This window comes from Salegentibacter sp., from assembly GCF_036568425.1.
GTDB lineage: Bacteria > Bacteroidota > Bacteroidia > Flavobacteriales > Flavobacteriaceae > Salegentibacter.
The window spans coordinates 1-21445 of sequence record NZ_DATCSO010000067.1 but is presented as its reverse complement, the minus strand read 5'-3'; the positions used below and the strand labels follow the sequence as shown (position 1 = coordinate 21445).

At 39.3% G+C, this 21445-nt stretch carries 18 protein-coding genes; 7 read left to right on the top strand and 11 right to left on the bottom strand.

Translation table 11 applies throughout. From position 1 onward, the window contains the following. Window positions 1–68: 68 nt before the first annotated feature. Window positions 69–1670 (top strand): bifunctional UDP-sugar hydrolase/5'-nucleotidase, encoded by a 1602-nt coding sequence (locus VIM94_RS06390; protein ID WP_332038456.1) that lies wholly within the window; start codon window positions 69–71, stop codon window positions 1668–1670. Window positions 1671–1730: 60 nt separating this feature from the next. On the opposite strand, the gene VIM94_RS06385 is transcribed toward VIM94_RS06390, so the two are convergent. Continuing rightward, entirely contained in the window at window positions 1731–4175 is a 2445-nt protein-coding gene (locus VIM94_RS06385; protein ID WP_332038455.1) for a zinc-dependent metalloprotease, read from the bottom strand. A gap of 362 nt (window positions 4176–4537) precedes the next feature. Between VIM94_RS06385 and VIM94_RS06380 the strand changes: the two genes are divergently transcribed. Beyond that, a complete protein-coding gene (locus tag VIM94_RS06380; protein WP_332038454.1) occupies window positions 4538–4840 on the top strand; it encodes a hypothetical protein in 303 nt (100 codons plus the stop codon). Next, entirely contained in the window at window positions 4837–5034 is a 198-nt protein-coding gene (locus VIM94_RS06375) for a helix-turn-helix transcriptional regulator (protein ID WP_332038453.1), read from the top strand. Before VIM94_RS06380 ends, VIM94_RS06375 begins: the two co-directional genes overlap by 4 nt. 266 nt (window positions 5035–5300) lie before the next feature. Here the strand turns inward: VIM94_RS06375 and VIM94_RS06370 are convergent, their stop codons facing one another. Then, complete coding sequence (locus VIM94_RS06370) at window positions 5301–5822, bottom strand: GNAT family N-acetyltransferase (RefSeq protein WP_332038452.1); 522 nt, start codon at window positions 5820–5822, stop codon at window positions 5301–5303. Window positions 5823–6522: 700 nt separating this feature from the next. On the opposite strand from VIM94_RS06370, the gene VIM94_RS06365 reads away from it, so the two are divergent. Next, window positions 6523–7638, top strand: coding sequence for a PAS domain-containing sensor histidine kinase (locus VIM94_RS06365; RefSeq protein ID WP_332038451.1), 1116 nt, complete (start codon window positions 6523–6525; stop codon window positions 7636–7638). A gap of 354 nt (window positions 7639–7992) precedes the next feature. Here VIM94_RS06365 and VIM94_RS06360 read toward each other — a convergent pair whose 3' ends face one another. Further along, a complete protein-coding gene (locus tag VIM94_RS06360) occupies window positions 7993–8661 on the bottom strand; it encodes a Crp/Fnr family transcriptional regulator (protein ID WP_332038450.1) in 669 nt (222 codons plus the stop codon). A 375-nt stretch (window positions 8662–9036) separates the two neighbouring features. Here VIM94_RS06360 and VIM94_RS06355 point away from each other — a divergent pair, with 375 nt between their 5' ends. Beyond that, a complete protein-coding gene (locus tag VIM94_RS06355) occupies window positions 9037–10305 on the top strand; it encodes a hypothetical protein (RefSeq protein ID WP_332038449.1) in 1269 nt (422 codons plus the stop codon). An 88-nt stretch (window positions 10306–10393) separates the two neighbouring features. On the opposite strand, the gene VIM94_RS06350 is transcribed toward VIM94_RS06355, so the two are convergent. The 8 genes from VIM94_RS06350 to VIM94_RS06315 all read right to left on the bottom strand — a co-directional run bounded on the left by VIM94_RS06350 (window position 10394) and on the right by VIM94_RS06315 (window position 16502). Beyond that, complete coding sequence (locus tag VIM94_RS06350) at window positions 10394–12379, bottom strand: S9 family peptidase (RefSeq protein ID WP_332038448.1); 1986 nt, start codon at window positions 12377–12379, stop codon at window positions 10394–10396. A 65-nt stretch (window positions 12380–12444) separates the two neighbouring features. Next, entirely contained in the window at window positions 12445–12888 is a 444-nt protein-coding gene (locus VIM94_RS06345; RefSeq protein WP_332038447.1) for a hypothetical protein, read from the bottom strand. An 82-nt stretch (window positions 12889–12970) separates the two neighbouring features. Next, complete coding sequence (locus tag VIM94_RS06340; protein WP_332038446.1) at window positions 12971–13339, bottom strand: hypothetical protein; 369 nt, start codon at window positions 13337–13339, stop codon at window positions 12971–12973. Between the two features lie 120 nt (window positions 13340–13459). Continuing rightward, window positions 13460–14215, bottom strand: a complete 756-nt coding sequence (locus VIM94_RS06335) for an SDR family oxidoreductase (RefSeq protein WP_332038475.1) — start codon at window positions 14213–14215, stop codon at window positions 13460–13462. A 90-nt stretch (window positions 14216–14305) separates the two neighbouring features. Beyond that, the gene (locus VIM94_RS06330; RefSeq protein ID WP_332038445.1) at window positions 14306–14422 is read right to left on the bottom strand and encodes an NAD-dependent epimerase/dehydratase family protein; all 117 of its coding nucleotides are present in this window, start codon (window positions 14420–14422) and stop codon (window positions 14306–14308) included. A gap of 16 nt (window positions 14423–14438) precedes the next feature. Further along, on the bottom strand, window positions 14439–14855 hold the full coding sequence (locus tag VIM94_RS06325; RefSeq protein WP_332038444.1) for a hypothetical protein: 417 nt from the start codon (window positions 14853–14855) through the stop codon (window positions 14439–14441). Window positions 14856–14867: 12 nt separating this feature from the next. Next, complete coding sequence (locus VIM94_RS06320; RefSeq protein WP_332038443.1) at window positions 14868–15638, bottom strand: hypothetical protein; 771 nt, start codon at window positions 15636–15638, stop codon at window positions 14868–14870. Between the two features lie 117 nt (window positions 15639–15755). After that, window positions 15756–16502: a LytR/AlgR family response regulator transcription factor gene (locus VIM94_RS06315; RefSeq protein WP_332038442.1), complete on the bottom strand. Its 747-nt coding sequence runs from the start codon at window positions 16500–16502 to the stop codon at window positions 15756–15758. A 554-nt stretch (window positions 16503–17056) separates the two neighbouring features. Here VIM94_RS06315 and VIM94_RS06310 point away from each other — a divergent pair. Both VIM94_RS06310 and VIM94_RS06305 read left to right on the top strand, forming a co-directional pair. After that, the gene (locus VIM94_RS06310; RefSeq protein WP_332038441.1) at window positions 17057–18520 is read left to right on the top strand and encodes an aldehyde dehydrogenase family protein; all 1464 of its coding nucleotides are present in this window, start codon (window positions 17057–17059) and stop codon (window positions 18518–18520) included. Window positions 18521–18766: 246 nt separating this feature from the next. After that, window positions 18767–20452: a formate--tetrahydrofolate ligase gene (locus VIM94_RS06305; RefSeq protein WP_332038440.1), complete on the top strand. Its 1686-nt coding sequence runs from the start codon at window positions 18767–18769 to the stop codon at window positions 20450–20452. Window positions 20453–21445: the final 993 nt, after the last annotated feature.

Sequence of the window (21445 nt, the reverse complement as noted above, 5' to 3'; positions counted from 1 at the left end):
TGGTTAAGATCTGTTAAGGCTGATCAGGATTTCAGGCTTGCTTTATATCTTTCTAAAAATTTACCGTGATGAATAACTTCAAAATCCTGAACATTACGATGATACTTACTCTGTTTATGTCTTGCGGGTCGGGGAGTGAAACCGGCACACCTGAAGAGCCGAATTCCCAGACTATAAGTATTCTGCATACCAATGACATCCACGGAAACTACCTTCCTTTTACAACTACCAGCGGAAGTGCGACCTCCCAAACCGGAGATCCGGGGAGAGATACTTATATAAGTTTTGAAAAAGATGCTGAGATAGGTGGTTTTGCAGTTTTAGCTACTGCTGTAAAAGAAATTAGAAGTATCAGGGGTAAGGACAATGTGCTTCTGTTTGATTCGGGAGATGCCTTTAGCGATGATCTTTTGGGAAACCTAACCGAAGGGGAAGCGGTTGTTCAAATGATGAAAAAACTGGAATATGATTATATGGCCCTGGGTAACCATGATTTTGACTATGGAAGGGGGCGCACGGAAGAGCTTATGAAGATCGCCGGTTTTCCTTTCGGAGGAGCTAATATCACCGATAAGCGCACTGGGAAAAGCATTTTTGGTAATCCTTATATAATCAGGGAGTATCAGGATACCAGGATCGCGATTCTCGCTTTGGGCTACCACAACACCCATCTTACCGGAAATCCCGATAATATGAAGGATCTTGAATTCCGTCGTGGGGATGAAGTCATAAAGCAATATTTACCGGAACTGAAACAGCAAGCCGATATAATTGTGATTCTTTCTCACCAGGGAACAGCAATAGACAGGTTAACCGCGAAGAAATTTAAGGATATTGACCTTATTATTGGAGGACACAGTCATGATGTGATCGATAAACCGGAAAAAATAAATAGCACCTATATTGTGCAGTCTATGTCTGATGCAGCTGTACTGGGAGAGATTAGATTAACTATTTCAGAGAAAGTATTAACCGGGATAGAAGCAGAAAATCACTTTCTATGGCTAAGCGATTTCGAAAAGAATCCTGAAATGGAAACCCTCATCAACAGCTTACGGGAACCGCATAGAGCGCATTTGGAAGAGAACATCGCAACAGCTACAGCGGTAATAGACAGGCAGTATAAAAGCGAAAGTACTTTTGAAAAGCTCGTAGGGAATTTACTTCGGGAAGAATACGATGCTGATATTTCTTTTCTGCCGGGAGTGGGGTACGGAATCTCCCTTTATGGAGATGTAACCCGGGAGAACATATATCGACTCATCCCTCATTCTCCAAAGCTAGCCACTCTAAGCTTCACAGGGGAACAGGTGAAGGCTCTCCTCGAACAAACTGCTGCTAACCAGAAGCCTATGGATAAATATGAAGTGGTAGGTGGTTTGCTGCAAAGCAGTGGAGTGAGTTATACCCTGGACTATGGCAAAGCTTTAGGTAAGCGTATTAGCGAGGTGAAAGTGAACGGGGAGGAGCTTCAGTCAGAAAGAGAGTACCGGATTGTAACCCACACAGGAATGCTTACGGGACTTCATCGCTACGATGAACTAGGTAGGGGGGGAAATATTCAGAAGAAAGACATTCAGTTAAATGAATTTACTTTGGAGAAATTCAAAGAGCTTGGGGTGATTTCTATTCCTAAAAATATGGGAGAAGTCACTATTAAAGGTAAATAGGAGATTAGATATAAAAAAGCCCCGCTTATAGCGGGGCTTTTTTATAATGCTTTCTTCTTATCAGGCATCAACAGCTAAAGCAGTATCAATTCTTGCAAGCAAGTCGTTCCAATGGTAAACACTCAGTTGATCATTAACCCGATTTCTTCTTGCTCTAAGGTCTCTCCTTAACTGCTCCAGATCTCCACGCATTAAAGCGATTATATCGGTAGAGGTGACCTCGCTGTTTTCTTGCTTTCTAAGATTCTGAATATATTCTGCAGCGGCATCAACATAGGCACGCTGAATATTTCTCCTGTAGGCATCTACTTTCTGAGATTTATACAGCTCTTTAAAAACCCCTTTTCTAAGGTCGTTCATCATTTCAACAGCGGTGTATGCTTCCTCATTCATCTCTTCATTACTGATCATTCGCTGAAGACGGTCTTCATCGAGGAGATCGTTAAGGGCCCGGCTTTGAAGGTTTTGTACCCGCTCGATTGCTCCTGAGGCTTCAATGCGATCCAATACCTCACGATTCAGAAGCCAATCCGGGGTTGAAAAAGCATGTTCATTTAGAAATGCCACGGCAGATCTCTGCTTTTCTTCGGGCACGTGGGTATAGACGGTTCCTTGCTGATCAGCCGTTTTCCTGGTTTCATAGACTCCGCCTACGTTGGCCACCACATGGGATACATAGCCTCTCCACATATAAGTAAGTTCGCGGTAAACTTCAGTTAATTCAGAATAATCGGTATTGTCTTTTGAGGTCCATTCCACAAGATTTGGCACTACCTTTTTCAGGTTTGCAAGTCCGTACTCACTGGCTTTGATTTGGTCGTCTCCAAGACTTTCTCTCTGCGATTGAGGATCAATTCCGCCATAACCACTTCCGAATTCATAAACAGGGTCGCCGGCCTTTTCCAGGATCCACTTGCTAAGGATAGGCTTTTCTTCCTGTGGAGATTGGGCTTCAGGAATATACCGGTAACCCCAGTTGATCGCGTAAAGGTCGTAAGGCCCCATCATCCTGATGTAACGCACCTCTTCATCCCCTGGCTGTGCCACATAGTTCACCCGGGCATAATCCATTATGGAAGGGGTAAGACCATACTTTTGAGTAAATTCGGCAGAACGCAAGGAATCTGTGGCATAAGCTGAACTGGCTTTCATATTGTGTGGTAATCCAAGGGCATGGCCCACCTCGTGCGCGATCACCATGCGCATCATCTCCCCAATCTCTTCCTCAGGGGTGTTAAGACTACGTGCTGAAGGCTTTTGTGCCCCGGCCTCAATCATATAACGGTTCCTGTAGGAGCGCAGGTGGTTGTGATACCAGATAATATCGCTTTCGATGATTTCCCCGGTGCGAGGATCGGTTACTGAAGGGCCCATAGCATTCCGGGTGGTGCTGGCTACATACCGCACTACCGAATACCGCACATCTTCCGGGCTAAAATCGGGATCTTCCTCTTTGGTTGGCGGATCTTTGGCGATCACCGCATTTTTAAAACCTGCAGCCTCAAAGGCTACATTCCAGTCTTCAATCCCTTGCTTAAAGTAAGGTCTCCATTTTTCAGGCGTGGCAGGATCCAGGTACCAAACAATAGGTTTTACCGGCTCTACCAGTTCACCTCTTTTGTAGGCTTCAATATCTTTAGGAACCAGCTGCCATCGGTTGATGATTCTATAGTCATCACTCTTTAGCTCGTCGGAATTATAATCATATTTGCGGGTGGTAAACCAGCCCACGCGATGATCGGCGAGTCTTGGCTGCATCTGTTCTTCCGGAAGGAGGATCATAGACTGGTTCATCATCATGGTGATGGTCCCGGCCTGCTCTCTTTCTGGCGGTTCCTCGGCTTCATAGGTCATTACATGCTTCACCTCGATATTTTTTGGGAAAGCTTTGGCCGAGGTAATATACGAGCGGGACTTATCCAGTTTTTTTACTTTGTAGCGCTTTTTGAGAGCTGGCGAAACGCCATTGATTGCAGCTACATCCTCTTTGAATAGATCACTCACTTCAATTACTGCCGAAGTTTTATCGTCATTGTAAGCCGCAATCTTTGCGCTGAAAAGTATGGGGAAGAAGTTATTAGCAGCAACCGACTGATAGATTGGTGTACCTTCCTCGCTTTCATTCTCGAAGCTAATTACTTTCATGTCTATGTGATTCCCTCTTTTTGACCAGCGAACCACCTGCTCGTTGGCTTTGGAACCGGCATTGATATATCCGCCTCCAAAACCTGCGGGCACTCCGGCGATGCGGCTAACCAAGAGCATGTCTTTTTCCAGGATTTCCAGAGGAATTTCGAAATAGAGTTTATCGTCTACAAAATGAGTGGTGAAAAGACCTTCGTCACTCTCCGCGTCAGCGGTGATAACCTCGTCGTAAGCTTTGATATCATCCTTTGATTCTTTTTGCGCTGTGGCCTCACTTGTTTTTGCAGGTACTGCTTTTTGAGTTTGGCAACTCACGCCAACCGCCAAAAGAAGTCCGTAGATTGGTATTTTTTTTATCATGTTTAAATGGGATTTTTGATGTACCTAAGATAGGGAATGAAGTTAGAATTACGAAATTGGATGTACAAAGGGACCCTGGAACCCAAGGGGCAGGGGAGCTGTGTTTCTTGAATCTACTTAATACGCTTTTAGCAAATTTATTTATTTAAGAAGTTGTTTCAATTTCAGGGAACCTCTTTTAATTATTTTGTAAATAAAACTTTACAATTAGATTTTTTTAGCATACTTTTGTAAAGTGAACATTACATAATGTAAATTATTAATTACATCAAAATGAGAAAAGAACGAAAAAAAATCTTTACAGCCTTGCAGTATGGACCTGGAGCTGGGTGGCTACAATGGCAATTGCTACTTTTGGACCAATGTACATTTGGGATGATCACGCTGTTTTAACAGTACTAGCCGTCTCAGTAAACTTTGTTCATGGAATTTTAATGATTTTTGCTAACAGAAGTTTGTTTAATAATTTTGATGAGTTGGAACGCAAGATTCATTTAGAATCTCTGGCTTTAACGCTGGGATTAGCGGTTGTTGTGGGCTTGTCATATTCATTACTCGATACCACCAATCTCATTGGTTTTGATGCCGAAATAAGCAACCTGGTAATATTCATAGGAGTAACTTATTTGATTTTGGTCACTATTAATACCAGAAGGTACACATGAAAAACAAGTTAAAAGTGCTTCGGGCTGAAAATAGTTACACCCAGGAAGATTTGGCTGATATTATTGGTGTTTCCCGACAAACGATTAATGCGATTGAAAAAGAGAAATTTGATCCCAGTCTACCAACAGCTTTTAGAATTTCCAAACTCTTTAAAATACCTATAGAAGCTATTTTTTATTTTGAGGAAATTTAATTGCCGTCTGATTGAACTCTCACCATAGTATGAGAATTTTTCCGCCACTGTAGCCAAGGCAATTCCTGTTGAAGTCTTTGCCTTAGGATAACCCAATTTGCAGGAATTAGAGCCGGAAAGTTTCATGAAATATAATATCAAAATATCGTTCTCCGCAGGTTGTAAATTCGCGGCTTGTATCAGGGTGAACTAACCTGTGTCTTGATTACCCTGACGTGAGGTTGTAGAATCGTAGCTTAAACTAAGTCAAAGCTCAGGCAGCTGGTTTAATTCAATTCTTTTTTCATTAGTATATCCGTTTGGATGTCTCCGCCCAGATTGAAGGTATGTTCGTCAAATTTTATAAATCCGTTTTTTTCATAGAATCTAATAGCCCGGGGATTTTCTTCCCACACTCCTAACCATATATAATCGGAATTTCTTTTTCTGCCAATTTCAATGGCTTTGTGATAAAGCATTTGTCCTATTTTTTTTCCAAGAAATTCCTGGATTACGTAAATCCGTTCGATTTCCAGGGCATTTTCATCCTGAAATTCTGTTTGGGAATTTCCATAATTTACTTTTAGATAGCCTACGGTTTCCTGATTGATTTTAGCGAAATAAAATTCGGAGTTTTTATCGAGTAATTCAGTTCTTAATCTTGCTTTGGAAAAACTTTCTTCTAAATATCGCTCCATATTCTTTTGGGTGTTTTGAAAACCAAAGGCATCTGCAAAAGTTTGTTTCCCAATCTTTTGTAATAGTTCTAAATCCTCAATTCCCAGCTTTTCTATTTTGATGTTTTTCATTTTAAAACTTATTTTATCTACCGTGGTTTTTTGAAGCTGTAAAACTTATGTAAGCGCAAGGTCACGACAGCTTAAGTAATGACATACCCCACCAAACGGATTCTTAATTTATAACGGCTACAGCGGTAAAAATTAGCTAACAAATGGGAATAGTTTTCTTTAACGCTTATTTTGCAGGAAGAAAACTGATTGGTTTCCATGAAGAAACGGGTTTTTGATTCCCGGGTTTTAGCTAGGTAGGAAATGCCTTGGGTGCTTTATTAATGACTTCTTAAAAGTAGGATTTTTTTTGTTTTGTTGAAAGTTTTTTCAATTGGTAGTCAATTAGGCTTTAGACTATAGAGCTGGTGGAGAGTAGATTTTGATTTTCAGTGTAGGGCTGAAGGACGGTTAATATTACAATAAGACATACTTCAGCGATCTCAAAAACATCATCTTTGACTTCCCGATTGACAAATTTCAAAGCGGAAAGAAGCCAGGATAAAACCTGGAATTCATGTTTTTTAAAATGTATATGGTTTTCTTTAAAGATGTTATCCCTAAATTAGCCAAAGAGGAAAAAATCCTATGTTGTTCTTAAATGATAAAAGATGAACATGGAAAACCACATGAAACATTTCAAAAAAAGGAATATTTTGGGGCTCCTCTTCCGCAGAAACTAAACATTTTTCTTAAGCCTCATAAGGCTAGATGAAACCAGATGAAAAATAAAGTAAATTCCATACCAGTTTCTGATAGGCCTTCTTTTAATGATGAAAAACAATTTAATATTGAACCTTTTTTCGATTCATCAACCGATTTTCTTTGTATTGCCGGATATGACGGTTATTTCAAAAGGGTAAATCCTGCTTTTCTTAAATTGTTGGGATACACCGAGGAAGAATTATTTTCCAGACCAATAAGTGATAATATATATCCAGGAGATAAAAGTATTACCTCCAGCTATAGAGACCATCTTAAAAAAGATGTACCCCTTCTAAATTTTGAAAACCGGTATTTGACCAAATCAGGGGAAATTGTGTGGCTCACCTGGACTTCTGTTCCCAAACCTTCTCTAAAATTAATTTATGCCATCGCAAAAAATATCACCCATATTAAAAAACTGGAGGAGGAGCGAAACTCCCTTCTTGCGAACCTTACAAGAGTAAATGCAGAATTTAAACAACTAACCTATACTACCTCCCATGACCTAAGGTCTCCTGTGAATAATTTAATTTCACTTCTAAGCCTGATAGATACTTCAAAAATCCAGGATGAAGATAACCTGCTTAATATTGAAATGCTGGAAACTTCAGCTTTTCAGTTGAAAAACACCCTGAATAAGCATATTGATATTTTAAATGAAGAAGATAAATTAAACGTGAAATGTGAAAAGATTAATCTAAAAGATACCCTGGACAATACCCTTGAACCACTAAGAGCCCTGATTGAAGGTTCAAAGACTGTTTTCAACATAGATTTTACGGAAGTTCCCTATATCAATTTCAATGTTTTTTATCTGCACAGTATTTTTCTCAATTTAATTTCAAATTCAATAAAATATTCCAGACCCGGAATTACTCCAAAAATTAATATTACATCTCAAAAAACCGATGATTTCATACGCATTATCTTTACTGATAACGGACTTGGTTTTGATATGGAAAAGGTAGGCAGTAAAATTTTTGGGTTACACCAGAGTTTTCATGATCATCAGGATAGTAAAGGTATAGGCTTATACCTGGTCAATAACTATATGAATAGCTTAGGGGGCAGTATAAGTTTAGAGAGTAAGGTGAATGTAGGAACAAGCTTTATTTTAAATTTCAGATCTTAAAATTAAATTTAGTGGCTTAAATCTTGTAAAGCTAGGTACAGAATACTTTTCCCAATAAATTAGTCTAAAGTTGAAACAAATTATTAGGCTTCGCAAAGCATCGAATCCCTTTTTGGCACTTACCTGGGCTAATATCCAGATCATTAAAATTAAACCAAAAATACTTCCAAATTGAGCGTTTTTTTTTCTTTTTAAATGTAAACCAGAAGCCAAAAACATTTCCAGATCCTAAGAATAAAAAAATATTCGCCCTCAGGACGGCTTCAAAAATGAGAAGAATTTCTAATTGTTAGTTTATTTGAAGTACAAAAATGGATATTGGATTCAATTTTGAGTCATTTATTTTAGAGAATATTAAAAGTACATCCGACTTATTCTTTCGAGTCCGTTGGGGTTGTTGATATTAATTCGGGTGCCCTGGGTGCTGATAAGCTTTTCAGACCTAAACTCTGAGAGAAGTCGGTTAACGGTTTCTTTAACCGTGCCTACATAGCCTGCGAGGTCGGCCCGCGTGATTGTTATCTGATGGGCTTTCCTGCCGTTGAAGCTGAATTTACTATCGAGGCTAAGCAGGGCTTCGGCCAGTCTCCCCCGTACTGGTTTGTAGGCAAGGCCAACTATTTTTTCATGATCTTTCCTAATATTGAGAGCCAGTTGCTGCAGCAGACTTCGGAAAATACGCTCATCCTCTTTTAAAACTTCCCAGAAATCCTGTTTAGAAATAAATAACAGGGACGAGTCTTCCAGGGTTTTGGCAGAATTTCCATACCTGCTTTGGGAGAACAGGTCTGAGAGGCAAAGCAGTTCGCCATTAGTCACAATCCTCAGAATCTGTTCCTTTCCTGAACTCCCCAGTTTAGTGATCTTTATACTCCCGTTTTCAACAAAATAAGCGCCAAGAGGAGTGCTTCCTTCCTGATAAATCAACTGGCCTTTTTTAAAGAACAAATAATCGGCCCGGTTCCTTAAAGGAGCCGGAATATCCGGGGCTATGTTTTCGGTAGAATATAGAACAGGTGCCATATGAGGTTTTTTAAACGATTAATAGGTGACGTATGTGAAGTAAATTAGAAATAAATCCCCGCGACTACAATGACAAATGTCATTTTAGGTTTTTTGAAATAGGGTTTAATTAATTTAAAATCAAGTAATTAGACTGTAATTTTTAAGTCTGTTAATCCTGATCTTTTAAGGAAGTATTATAAATAAATCTATTCCTAACAGAAAAGAAACACTGCTGTGCCAGACTTGCTTCAGAAACAGTGATTTTTGTCATTACTACCGGGACTTAAAAGGGGTCTTATAATAGCGAGGGTTAGCGGGAAAGCTATTTAATTTATTTAATTTCAGAGTGTTGGGTGAAAATTCGAAATTTATTAACCTTAAAAAACCAAAGCGATGAAATTATTTAGTACTTTTTTAAAATCGGCAGCAATTGCCGTGCTCATGGTCTTTTTCACCGGATGTGAAAAAGAAGAGTTGAACGAACAGCTTTTTGAAGTCGATGCCAAAGTAAAAGCACCTGCAGCAGAAGAAGAGGCTGCAGGGAACAATTTGTCCTTCCCGGTAATCTGGGCAGAAGGAATAGCAAAAACTCTTAGAACTCCTCCTGCTAATTTGGGAGAAGCCGAGTATTTACTTTCAGGAGAATGGTGGTTCGTTTGGGGTCCTGAACCTGTAGATCCGGATTCACCTATTTACAGTTGTGCTCCCAGTCCTTCTAATGAATTTTTATGTTTAGACCAAACTGAGCCGGGGACTGAAGGAGGGCTTTATAAAGCCTGGGTACAGAAAGATGCGAACAACTTCTGGGAAGCGTATAATGCCAATGCAGTAGGGCTTGTGGAAGTTGATTTTATCGATTGGGGTGATAACCTGGAGTCTATAGACTGGACCATTAAATCCAGGGTACGTACCGAATTAGTTATATATGAAAATGTAGCCGATCAAGGGGAAAGTGTACCTGTCCTTCAATATCCAATGAGGCATGTTGATGGCTGGGGCACCGATGAAGTACACGGACTTCAAACCGATCTTGATGGTGTTATTTACGAACCTACCTTAGAAGAGGATCCAACTTTTGGAATGCAGGCTACCGTTTATTCCGAGCGTACCAGGATGACCATTCAGAAACTTAATGTAGACCGGGATGATAACAGGTTAAATCAATTGATATGGGATGCAGAAGCTTCAAAATGGGTTGATAATGAAGGTGGTGAGGTTCTTCTTATCAACGAACCAATTTTAAACCAGTCACTTTCTGAGGCAGCAGATGGCCCTGGCTACTTTAATGCCGAAGTTAATGTTAAAGGTAAAATAATATACGGTTATACCTGGGATTTGAAACAATTGAATGATGGGACGGGATCTTACAGGATTACTTATAGCTTTGATGGAGATTCCGGATTAAACACTTTCATCACTAATTCTACTACGATAATTGTGGCAGAAGAGGAAGATGAGGGAGAGGTGCATGCAACAGAAGATGCAGAAGCTGGAAGAGGCGGCGTTGGAATGTTGGATGTTGCTAATAACCTTACCTATATGGATATAGAAATAGTTGGAAAGACTACCGGTGGCGGTGGCGGTAACAGCGGCGGCGGAAACGGCGGCGGTGGTAACAACAGCGGTGGCGGTGGCAATGGTAATGGCGGCGGCCGTAATTAAATCATAGTATTAACCATTCTAATAAAAAAAGCCGGTCTACAAATGCACAAATGCAGACCGGCTTTTTAATGTCTTATAAATCATTTCCTTACTTCCCCTGAAGTTCCAGATTTGTTTCCGGAATTTCGAGGGCTCCCTCCTTGAGGTAGGTGTCAAACCAACGTAACATTCTAAGCATAAAGTCATACCTGGCGGTAGCTTTTCGGTTACCATGGCCTTCACCGGGATAAAGCACTAACCTTACAGGAGTATCTGTACGGGTTTTAAGGTGACGGTATAACTCGTAAGATTGTCCGGGATTTACACGGGTGTCTTCTTTTCCGTGGAGAATAAGCAGAGGAGTTTTAGCCTGGCCTGCATAAAAGATCGGGCTGCGCTCCAGGTAGAACTGGTAATCGTCCCAGATGCGTTTGCGGCTGTGTACCAGGAACATTTCCTCCGGGATATCGCTGGTACCCCATTTTGAGATGTTGTTGCTAATACCCACAGACATTACCCCGGCTGCAAACCTATCGGTGTGGCGGGTGGCCATCCAGGCGGTGGCATAACCTCCATAAGATCCGCCGGTCACTCCAACTTTATCTTTATCGATATTATAGTTTTCAATAAGATGATCTACCCCATCAATAATATCATCAAATTCTTTTCCGGCAGGATCTCCCTGGCTGGATTTGGCGAATTCCATACCTCTACCTGTACTACCCCTGTAGTTAGGATAGAATACCGCATAACCTTCAGCGGCGCCAACCTGCCCGGGCATACTATAGGCAGTGAGCCAGCCATTGTCGTAATGTGCTTCGGGACCGCCGTGAACAACAGTTATCAACGGGGTCTTTCCTGAAGTTTCCAAAGGATGTATCAGAATACCCTGAAGCTCCATTCCGTCTTCAGCTTTGTAGGTAATCACTTCCTGTTTACCTAGCTTTCTGTCTTTCAACCATGGGTTGGAGTCTGTAATCCTGATAAGTGCTGAATTCCTGGAATTCAGCATAAAAAGTTCTCTGGGATGTTCCGCAGAATTTCCTGTAAAGGCTATGCTGTTATTATTAGCTGCAGAAAAACCGGTGATATTAAGGTTGCGATCTGTAAAAATCTTGTTCATCTTTCCATTAATGTCCAGGCTGAACAGGCTGCTGTAAACTCCTTCGCTGGCAAGCACGGTAAGGCTTTTGTTGTCCTTCCATTCAAGCTGGTGAAACTGACCTTCAAAGTCTTTCTGAAGGATTTGCGGGCTTCCTCCGGAAGTTTCAGCGATGAAGATGCGGCCTTCAATAGGATCGTGCTGATCTCCCCCTGCTATAAAAGCAATTCGTTTGCCGTCGGGGCTCCATTTAATAGCTCCCATTTTACCTGTATGATCAACTTTTGATGTAATCTTTGAAGTATTGGCATCTACAAAATAGATCTTCTGGCTGGTATAATATTCGTCTACCAGGGAAGAAGGAGCTGCGCTTACCACAAGACTGGTAGTGTTTGGGCTCCACTGTACCGAAGTAACATGGCCTTCCACTTCCAGTTTCTTTGGGCTGGCATCATTAAGGTCTACCATATACGCTGATGCCTGCCGAAGATCGGTTTCGTAAATCTCGGGTTGATAAGGAAGGGGATTATCTTTCTCTTTTTTAACTGCTGACACAAAAGCCAGTTTGGTTCCGTTGGCCTGCCAGTCGTAGGAAGAAATATTACCTTCAAACTCGTAGAGTTTCTGAGCTTCTCCACCGTTCAGGCTAATTTCGTATAAAGCTGTAGCCTTATCGTTTTCCTTTTTGGTGGTAAAGCTGATGCTGTTGTGAGCCGGTCTCAGTTTTACATTCGAGGCACTATATCCGGTTACAAATGGGGTAGCCGTTTTGTTGCTGGTGTTGTAAACATAGAGATGGGTGGTTGCCGGTACATTTTCCTTGGTAGGATCGGCCGGTACCAGAAGCTGGTAGACAATCTTCTCTCCGTCTTCAGAAATAACTGCGTTGGAGATTTGTTGGATATCTGCTACATCCTCAGGGGTAAGTCCGCTTTGTTGCGCAAACAAACCGTTGAGGATAAAAAATAAAAGAAGCGTGATTGATCTTTTCATGTGGTTTTTACTTTAAAATTTGATTCTTAAATATACCGTAAAAAGGGAATTCCTACAAGTAAACTTTAATCGATTAGCAGGTTGCGGGCATTCTCCATACTGGAATTTACCGCTTCCTTCATCTGATTTACTTTTTCAATTTCCTCCTCGAGTCCCTGGTTTTTCTTTTTAATCTCTTCTTCGGAAAGTTCTTCCAGGGCAGGCTGATTCCTAACATAATTATCGGAAAAATCGTGCATCCAATCCATCATGAAATCATGAGCATTTTCGAGGTCTTTTATGGCTTCTTCATGCTTTTGTAAATCATTTGAGGTGGTATCTATTTTCTTTTTCAGTCTCATGGAAAGAGCGTTTAATTCGCCCATTTTAGGCATTACTTCATCATGAATACGCAGAACTTCGTCATAATTTTCCTCATATTGTTTCCTGGCTTCAGATTCATTGTTGCAGGAGAAGAAACCGATACTTAAAAATATAAGCAGGAACCAGTGTATTTTAAATAGTTTCATAAGTATTTTATTAGTGTTTAATTATGGAATAAGTGCAAGCCGGTCTTTTAAAAAGCATACCGGCAAATCAGGAAATTAAAAACTAACTTATTGGTGGTCGAAAGATTTTACTACCAGTAAAAAAATGATAGGAGAGGTGAGAGTGAGCATCATATTTGAGGCTGCTCTTATATTCAAATTCAGAAATATCCTGGGTTAATGAATCTTTATTGAAAAACAGCAACTGAAAATCCAGTTCTTTCGGCGGGAATTTCCTGTTATTACCATCCTCAGCAGAAGCTTCGGCCAGGGATTGCATAAGATAGCATTTGCCATCGCAGTCCAATTCAGGTTTGTCCTTATTTAAACATAATACTTCAGAGATATAATCATAATTCAAAATATATTCGGCATAAGGAGAAAAGGGCCTTACTAGAATGAAAAGGGCAAGTATGGGAAATAAATATTTCACCTTGCAAATATACTATATGATTTGCCTTATTGAATTATGTAAGATCAAAAAAGCTGTTTAGAAAGCATTTCAACTAGTAGGCATAATTTGATCTGTAAATAAAATCCTTAATGGAATAAATTATTCTTCTGATATATTTCTATTTTGGCTTGAGTAACCGTTTAAGGTTTCTTTTACAGGTCTGAACTGAGTGCCCAGTTCCAATTTTGCGAGATCGTTTTTATAGATGATTTGCGCTTTTTCCTTAGGTTCTTTTTGATTCAGCATTTGGTGAATATCCCATACTTTGTAGGTTTCACTGGTTAAAAGATAATTCCTGCCGTGCAAATTTTTTTTCGTCGCCGCGCTGAAAGCAGCATTTGCCACATCCTCAACATCTACAACAGCAAAAGGAACATTGTTATGATATATGCTCTGAATAAAATCATCTGGGGCAATTTTATTTTTAATTAAAAATTGTAAGCCGATAGAGGTGGAGTCTTCTCTGGCTGATAAAGATTTTCCCATAACCATCACGGGAGAAACCGAACATATTTCAAATGGAACTTCAGGGTTAGACTGAATAAATTCTTCTACTACCTGGTTTGCAATAAATTTGGCTTGTGCATAGGGATGACTTTCCTGGCTACTAGACCTAATGTCATTTTCATCAAAAGTATCGGTGAAACTTTTACCTTCTGCCGGCATAGGGAAATTGGTGTTATAGGCTGCAACAGAGGCGATAAAAACTGCTTTTTCGGTATTTGGTGAAATTTTTATGGCTTCAAGAAAATTTTGAGTTCCGATTATTGTGGGATCAAAAAGTTCAGATTGCGGATCTTTTACATCCAGTTGAAACGGAGTGCCACTATGAATAATAATATTACAGTCTTTTATGAAATCCCTTAAAGGCTCTAGATCTTACAGCCTAAATGCCTGTATATGGAGCTTACCTGGATTCTTAAGATCAAAAAGATGTTGGTATTTCTAGCTTTTATTGATATCGGTTACCGAGACCTTTACTTCGAAGCCTTCTTGCAAAAATTTCCGGGTGATGTAGCTTCCAATAAAACCTGAGCCCCCTATAATACCCACTGTTTTCATGCTTTTCGGTTTGTGTTTATTCTACAAAGCCCACGATTTTTCCACCTTGCAAAGACCAGGAATGCTTAAACCGGCTTGAGATATATTCACATTCTGTGGCTTGGCGCCCATTTACAATCCCTGTAACTAACACCTTATTTTTTTCAGGTATCTGGAATTTGAGATCATCAAACATAATGTTTCCCCATGCGTTATTCATTATTGCGCTTAGGCTAATGCTGTACTTGTCCCTGGCTGCCTTTCCAGGGTTTACTTCATCCCAGTTTATCCCTGCTTTTAAAGCTGCAATCTCTTGTGAGCTGGGGTTTTTATTCTGCAAGACGTCATATATTTGTTTTACAACTGCCTTGTCTGTATGAGTTTGCCCTTTTAAATGAGATGAAGTAAACAATACAGTCACCAAAGTGATTATATATAGCTGTAAGGTTTTCATCGTTTTTTCTTATTATTTTACAGCGGTGTAAGCCAAATCAGATCTCATACGACCTGTTTTAGATTCATACTTTTGAACGTACTGCATCATTTCATCAAATAGTTTTACACCTTCTGCACCAAGAAGTTCATCTGTTTCTGCAGAAGTTTTTGCATAAGTTTGTGCATCTTTTGCTGAAATTACTACGAGATAGTAATCCCCATTTGTCCCAAAGCCACTTCGGTAAACTCTAAAGTATTGGTTGGCATCCTTCTCTTCATATAGAGATTTAATCTCCTTCATTTTATTACGAAGCTTTGCGACATTTTGTGGTGTTACGTGAAAGAAATGCCATTTTCTGTAATCCTGGCCAGAGGTGTTAGTGTTGAGCCCATTAGGCATATAAGACATGTCGTCTATAAGATGTACCACGTAATTGCGGTGGTTATCATAACATTTATCAAAACGGTTAAATATTTCTCTAAATTCTTCTTCTCCCATTTTTTCAGCTAAAGGCGCCATGGGATTTTTATCAAAATCGGCCATACTATTAATTGGGGAAATGCTTAAGTAGGTTCCACCATCAACACGTGCCGTTGCCCAATCTGTATCTTTTATATTATGTTCTTTACAGGCTGCGATAAAATCTTTGGTAACGGCTTCATATTCCTTCTGCATAGATGGTTTTACCTGGTCTTCGTGTACCCAAAAAGCCTGATTGACATTAGCGTTTTGAGAAAAGAGGTTGGTGGATTGGAATACAATAATGGCAAAAAGCGAAGCAATAAGGTTTACAGTTTTCATAATTTCCTGATTTTAAATAATTTGAGTATAATGTACCTATGGAATTAATTGAAAACAAGAGGTTTAGGATGAATAGACAAAAATTCTGTCCTAAACGACCAAATTTTTGAGCAGGGCCTAAAGGCTTTGTAGCCTTTTTAATAATTCTGGTCGTATACCTTTAGACATAGGAATGGCTTTTTTAGAAATAACCACATGGGTGCTGGCTATCTCGTCTATTCTGGAAAGATTGATGATGTAAGATCTATGAATCCTGAAAAAATGTTTTAGGGGAAGTTTCTTATCCATGTCTTTAAGGGTAGCAACCAGCAAATATTCTCTTTCGGTAGAGAAAATCCTGCAATAATTACGTTCGGCTTCTATATAGCGAATAGCTTTAATATCAACCTTAACCATGGTTTCCTGGTGTTTTACAAACAGGCATTCCCTAAGAACAAACGTAGAATTTTCGGTCTTAGCTCCATTTGAGGAAGTGATGATGTTACATTTTAACCGATTTATGGTGAGTTCAATACTGCGTTGTAAATCGAGCTTCTTAAAAGGTTTTGAGATAAAAGCATAGGGATGGGTTGATTTTGCCCTGTTGAAATTAGCCTCATCGGCATTGGCGGTAAGATAAATTATGGCCAGATTACTATGCAATTCCTGCATTTTCTGTGCAGTTTCTATTCCATCGAGTTCTCCCTTTAACTGAATATCAATTAATACAATATCCGGGATGTTATTTTTCAAATGGTTTAAAGCATCTTCGCCCCTGGGAATAATTCCTGAAACCTGGTAGCCCAATTCTGTGAGTTGCACAGAAATATTTGCGGCAACAATCATTTCATCATCAACTATTAATATTCTTATAGGTTGGGCCATTGCCGAATTTATTTAATTGTTCACAAATGGAAAAATTAGTGTTGCTTCCTCTCTTTAAATGTTGGGATACTTAAAGAAACAAAAGAACACCGGCTTAGGTTAAGAGTGTTACGATAACAAGATTTTAAAACTATCTGGGGGAGTTAATTTTAATTCTTTTCTAAAGAATAGATACTTTCTGCTAAAGGATTTTAATAGCCTAATTTAATGATTTTTTTGGTTGAAGTGAATATTATTTCTGAAGAAGGTTTTTTAAATCATCAAAATAGGGAGTTTTCTAGCTTGTCGAATCTCATAGAGTAAAATTATTATGCTGCATAAATCTTGAGGTTAATACCTGGAACTAAAGTTCCTCACACACACATGGAGGATTTTCTATTAAGAAAAACTACCTGATACTAATAGTTGATGTATTAAACATACAGAGCAGCAGATCTTTTGTGTGGCTTGAAGATTCTTTTCCTTCTCAGCGCATCTTCAGAATCAATCTAACTAACCTTTTACCAGTTTCTTAACTTTATTCCGTAGTTGTTTTTTCTATATTAAAAACAAAAATGGAAAGTTACAAGCACCTGAACAAGCAATACATAAACGGCGAATGGCTGGAAGGAAATGACAATTCTGAAATTAAAAATGTAAACCCCTATGATAAGTCTGAAATCAACACCTTTATCGGGGCGAATAAGGAAGATGTTGATAGAGCTTATAAAGCTGCAAAGCAAGCCGCCGAGGAATGGGGTAAGGTCCTGCCACAAGAGCGTTCAGCAATAATTCAAAAAGCTGTTGAGATTATCTCAGAGAGAAAAGAAGAGATAATAGAATGGTTGATAAAGGAAGGTGGGAGTACCCGGGTTAAGGCAGAAGTGGAAATCCAGATCACCCAGGGAATTATGAAAGAATCTGCTTCTTTTCCTACGCGAAGTCATGGTTATATTTATGATTCTATCATACCCGGAAAAGAAAGCCGTGCTTATAGAAAACCACTTGGTGTAATTGGTATTATTAGTCCGTGGAACTTTCCTTTGAATCTTTCAATGAGGTCTGTTGCTCCTGCTATAGCAACAGGAAATACAGTTGTGTTAAAGCCCGCTTCTTCAACTCCTGTAACGGGCGCTACCTTAACTGCAAAGATCTTCGAGGAAGCCGGCTTGCCTAAAGGGGTACTGAATGTGGTAATAGGTAAAGGTTCAAGTATTGGAAATGATTTTGTAAAGCATCCTATCCCAAATCATATTTCCTTCACAGGTTCTACTCCTGTAGGCAGGAATATCGGGAAGATCGCAGGGGAAAATATAAAAGAGGTTTCCCTGGAACTGGGAGGTAACAATGTTTTTGTAGTTATGGAAGATGCTGATATTGATTTAGCGGTAAAAGCTGCTGTCTTCGGAAAATTTATGAACCAGGGGCAAATCTGTATGTCTGTGAATAGGTTTGTAGTGCACGAAAATATTGCGGATGAGTTTGTGGAAAAATTCGTAAAAGCTACCAAAAAATTGAGCTATGGAAACCCTGCCGAAGAAGGAGTTGTTGTAGGACCGCTTATTGATCAGGATCAGGTTGAAAGAATCCTCAAGGATATTAAGGCCAGTACTGGCGATGGCGCCATTATAAAAACAGGAGGTAAAGCCGAAGGAAATGTACTGGAGCCTACCATTATCGATAAGGTGAGAGACGATATGCCAATTGCCGCAAATGAAATCTTTGGACCTGTAGCTCCAATTCTTAGGTATTCTTCTGAGGAAGATGCTCTAAAAATAGCAAACTCAAAAGACTTTGGTTTAACTGGTGCTGTCTTTACCAGAAATACAGAGAGAGGAGTAGCCTTTGCCAGGAAAGTAGAAACAGGGATGATTCACGTTAATGACCAAACGGTGAATGATGAACCTAACGCCCCATTTGGCGGGGAAAAAGGTTCAGGATTAGGACGTTTTAACGGTAAGTTTATACTGGAAAAATTTACGCGGTTGCAATGGATTACCGTTCAGCACGAGCCGCGGGATTATAGTCCCTTCGCCTAAAGAAAAAGGAGCCTGTCGTATCAAAGCTTTTTCTCCTAATAGTTCTGCATGCTCTAAAATTTTATTTTGATATCAGTGGTTTTCAATTTCTAAAAATTTAATGATGCATTTTAAATATTAGGAAAAGTCAAAATTTATAAATTAAAAATCTTCGCAAACGATTGAAAAATTTTGTATAACCTGATAGCTATCATTTTTCATGGTTTATTTCGAATGTAATTTTGTGTAATCAAAAGCAGGAAATAAATGAAAACCACTACGCCACTTAGCGACCTTGAAATTGCTCAAAAGATAGAATTAAAACCAATTACTGAAATTGCCCGGAAACTAGGACTTGACTCTGAAGATATTGAAATGTATGGAAAGTATAAAGCCAAGCTTCCACTTTCCGGAATTGATAGGGATAAGGTAAAGAATAGCAACCTGATCCTGGTTTCAGCTATATCCCCAACGCCGGCAGGAGAAGGTAAGACAACCGTTTCCATAGGACTTTCAGAAGCCCTGAACCGGCTTGGAAAAAAGACCACGGTAGTTTTACGGGAACCCTCTTTAGGTCCGGTATTCGGAATTAAAGGAGGCGCCACCGGAGGTGGTTTTTCTCAGGTCCTTCCAATGGAAGATATCAATCTTCATTTTACCGGAGACTTTTCGGCAATTGAAAAGGCACACAACCTTCTTGCTGCCTTGGTTGATAATAATATTCAGTCAAAAACCAACAACCTGGGAATTGATCCCCGAACTGTTAGTTTAAAGAGAGTCATGGACGTCAATGATCGTTCGCTTCGGAATATTGTTATAGGCCTTGGAGGAACTGGTTCGGGAATTCCACGGGAAAGTGGTTTTGATATTACTGCAGCTTCCGAGATTATGGCGATTATGTGTCTTACAGAAAACCTGGAAGATCTAAAGGAGCGTTTAGGAAATATTTTTATCGGTTACACCTACAAGAAAAAGCCAATTTATGCCCGCGATCTTAAAGCTGAAGGGGCTATGGCCACTTTGCTAAAAGACGCGCTTAAACCAAACCTGGTGCAAACCATTGAAGGAAATCCTGCAATTATTCACCTAGGTCCTTTTGCAAATATCGCGCAAGGGACAAACTCGGTAATCGCAACCCAAATGGGGATGAGCCTGTCTGATTATACTGTTACCGAGGCAGGTTTTGGATTTGATCTTGGAGCAGAAAAATTTCTTGATATCAAATGCCAGAGTGCCGGGCTTGCGCCTAAGGTAGTGGTTATGACTACTACAATAAGGGCCCTCAAATATCACGGAGGAGCAGATTTAAACTCTCTTACTATTCCTAATGTAGATGCCTTGAAAAAAGGACTTCCTAACCTTGAAAAACATCTGGAAAATGCTAAGTTATATAATATAACCCCGGTTATTGCCATAAATAAATTCTACAGCGATAGCGATGAAGAGATACAGGTTATTTTTGATCTGGCCAGAAAACTAAATGTGAAAGTAGCCCTTTCTGATGGTTGGGCAAAAGGAGGAGAGGGAGCTCTAGACCTTGCTGCTAAAGTCTTAGAAGCCATTGAGGAAAATAATTCAGAATTTAAACCACTTTACCAATGGGAACTCGATGTGGTTTCTAAAATTGAAACTGTTGCAAAAAAGATTTATGGTGCAGACAAAGTAGAGTTTTCGCCTAAAGCCAGGAAAAATTTGAAGACTATTTTAAACCTGGGATTGGAAGAGTTACCTGTTTGTATTGCCAAGACGCAAAAATCTTTGTCTGATGATCCTCACCTTTTAGGAAGACCAACAGGATTTACGCTAAATGTAAGAGAAATTGAAATAGCTGCCGGTGCCGGATTTCTGATTCCTATAACCGGAGATATGATGCGAATGCCTGGACTACCGGCATTTCCCGCTTCAGAAAAAATATCAGTTGATTTGGAAGGAAATATTTCGGGGCTGATTTAAGGGCAAGATCTATTTTTTTTCAAATAATGAAGAACCTTCCGGGAATTCCCGGAAGGTTTTTATTTTAGGGCTTAGCCTGATCCGAATTCACCTTCAGAAACCAGAGGAAATATAAAAAACAACAAAATTGTTCTCAACGAAGGATGTAAGAGCAGATTAATTAAAATTATATTTCTTAACTACCAGCTCTTAAGAACCTTAAGTGGCAGCAGAGCCACTTCAAAACTAAATTTTCCGGCAGAGGAAACTTTTTATGTAGAATTTAAGCAGCTTATGTTTTGTATGCAGAATTAAAAAATTAGAATTTCAGGGGAAATTTACCAGGTATGGGCAAAGGATCTAATTAAAGTATAGGTATCTAAGCCGTGCAGCAATTTCAGGTCACCATATTGGTCTCGCTTAGGGGGTTTATTTGATATAAAACAGTATCATAAAAAAACAAAAAACCCAGTAAACATAGTGCTTACCGGGTTGTTAAGTGGAGTCGGAGGGAACGACCATTTTTTGAAGCTTATAGTATTTACAAGCCTTTCCAGAGGGCAAAAAAAAATGGTCACCGGATTGGTCTCGCTTTAACAAATTTTAACGTTTTGAATATTAATTTGATTCTTGATCTATGGATTTTAAATCTTACTCAAAGTTTTGAGATGTTTTAGTAAAGGTGGAAATTGAGATAAGATTTTGTTCTTCCAAAGTTGATATATTAGTTGTCGGCTTCTCAAACCTTGCCTGGTTTGCAGAAGATAATGACTTGGAATACCTATGTTGTGAATTGCTTTTAGAATTATATTTTTACTTTGGTGTCACAGGATGAAGATGGTTCAAAAGAAAGATACTACGGTAGATTTTTTATCCAACAGCTTTTTAATCGATACAGAAAGAATTTTTAGGATGGTTAATACCTAAATTAGTACTTCCTTAGTCCATACTATTTTCTGGGTAATTTCAACTTTATTTCTATCTTTGAAAAGTGCAGTCAAAAATTCAAATAAA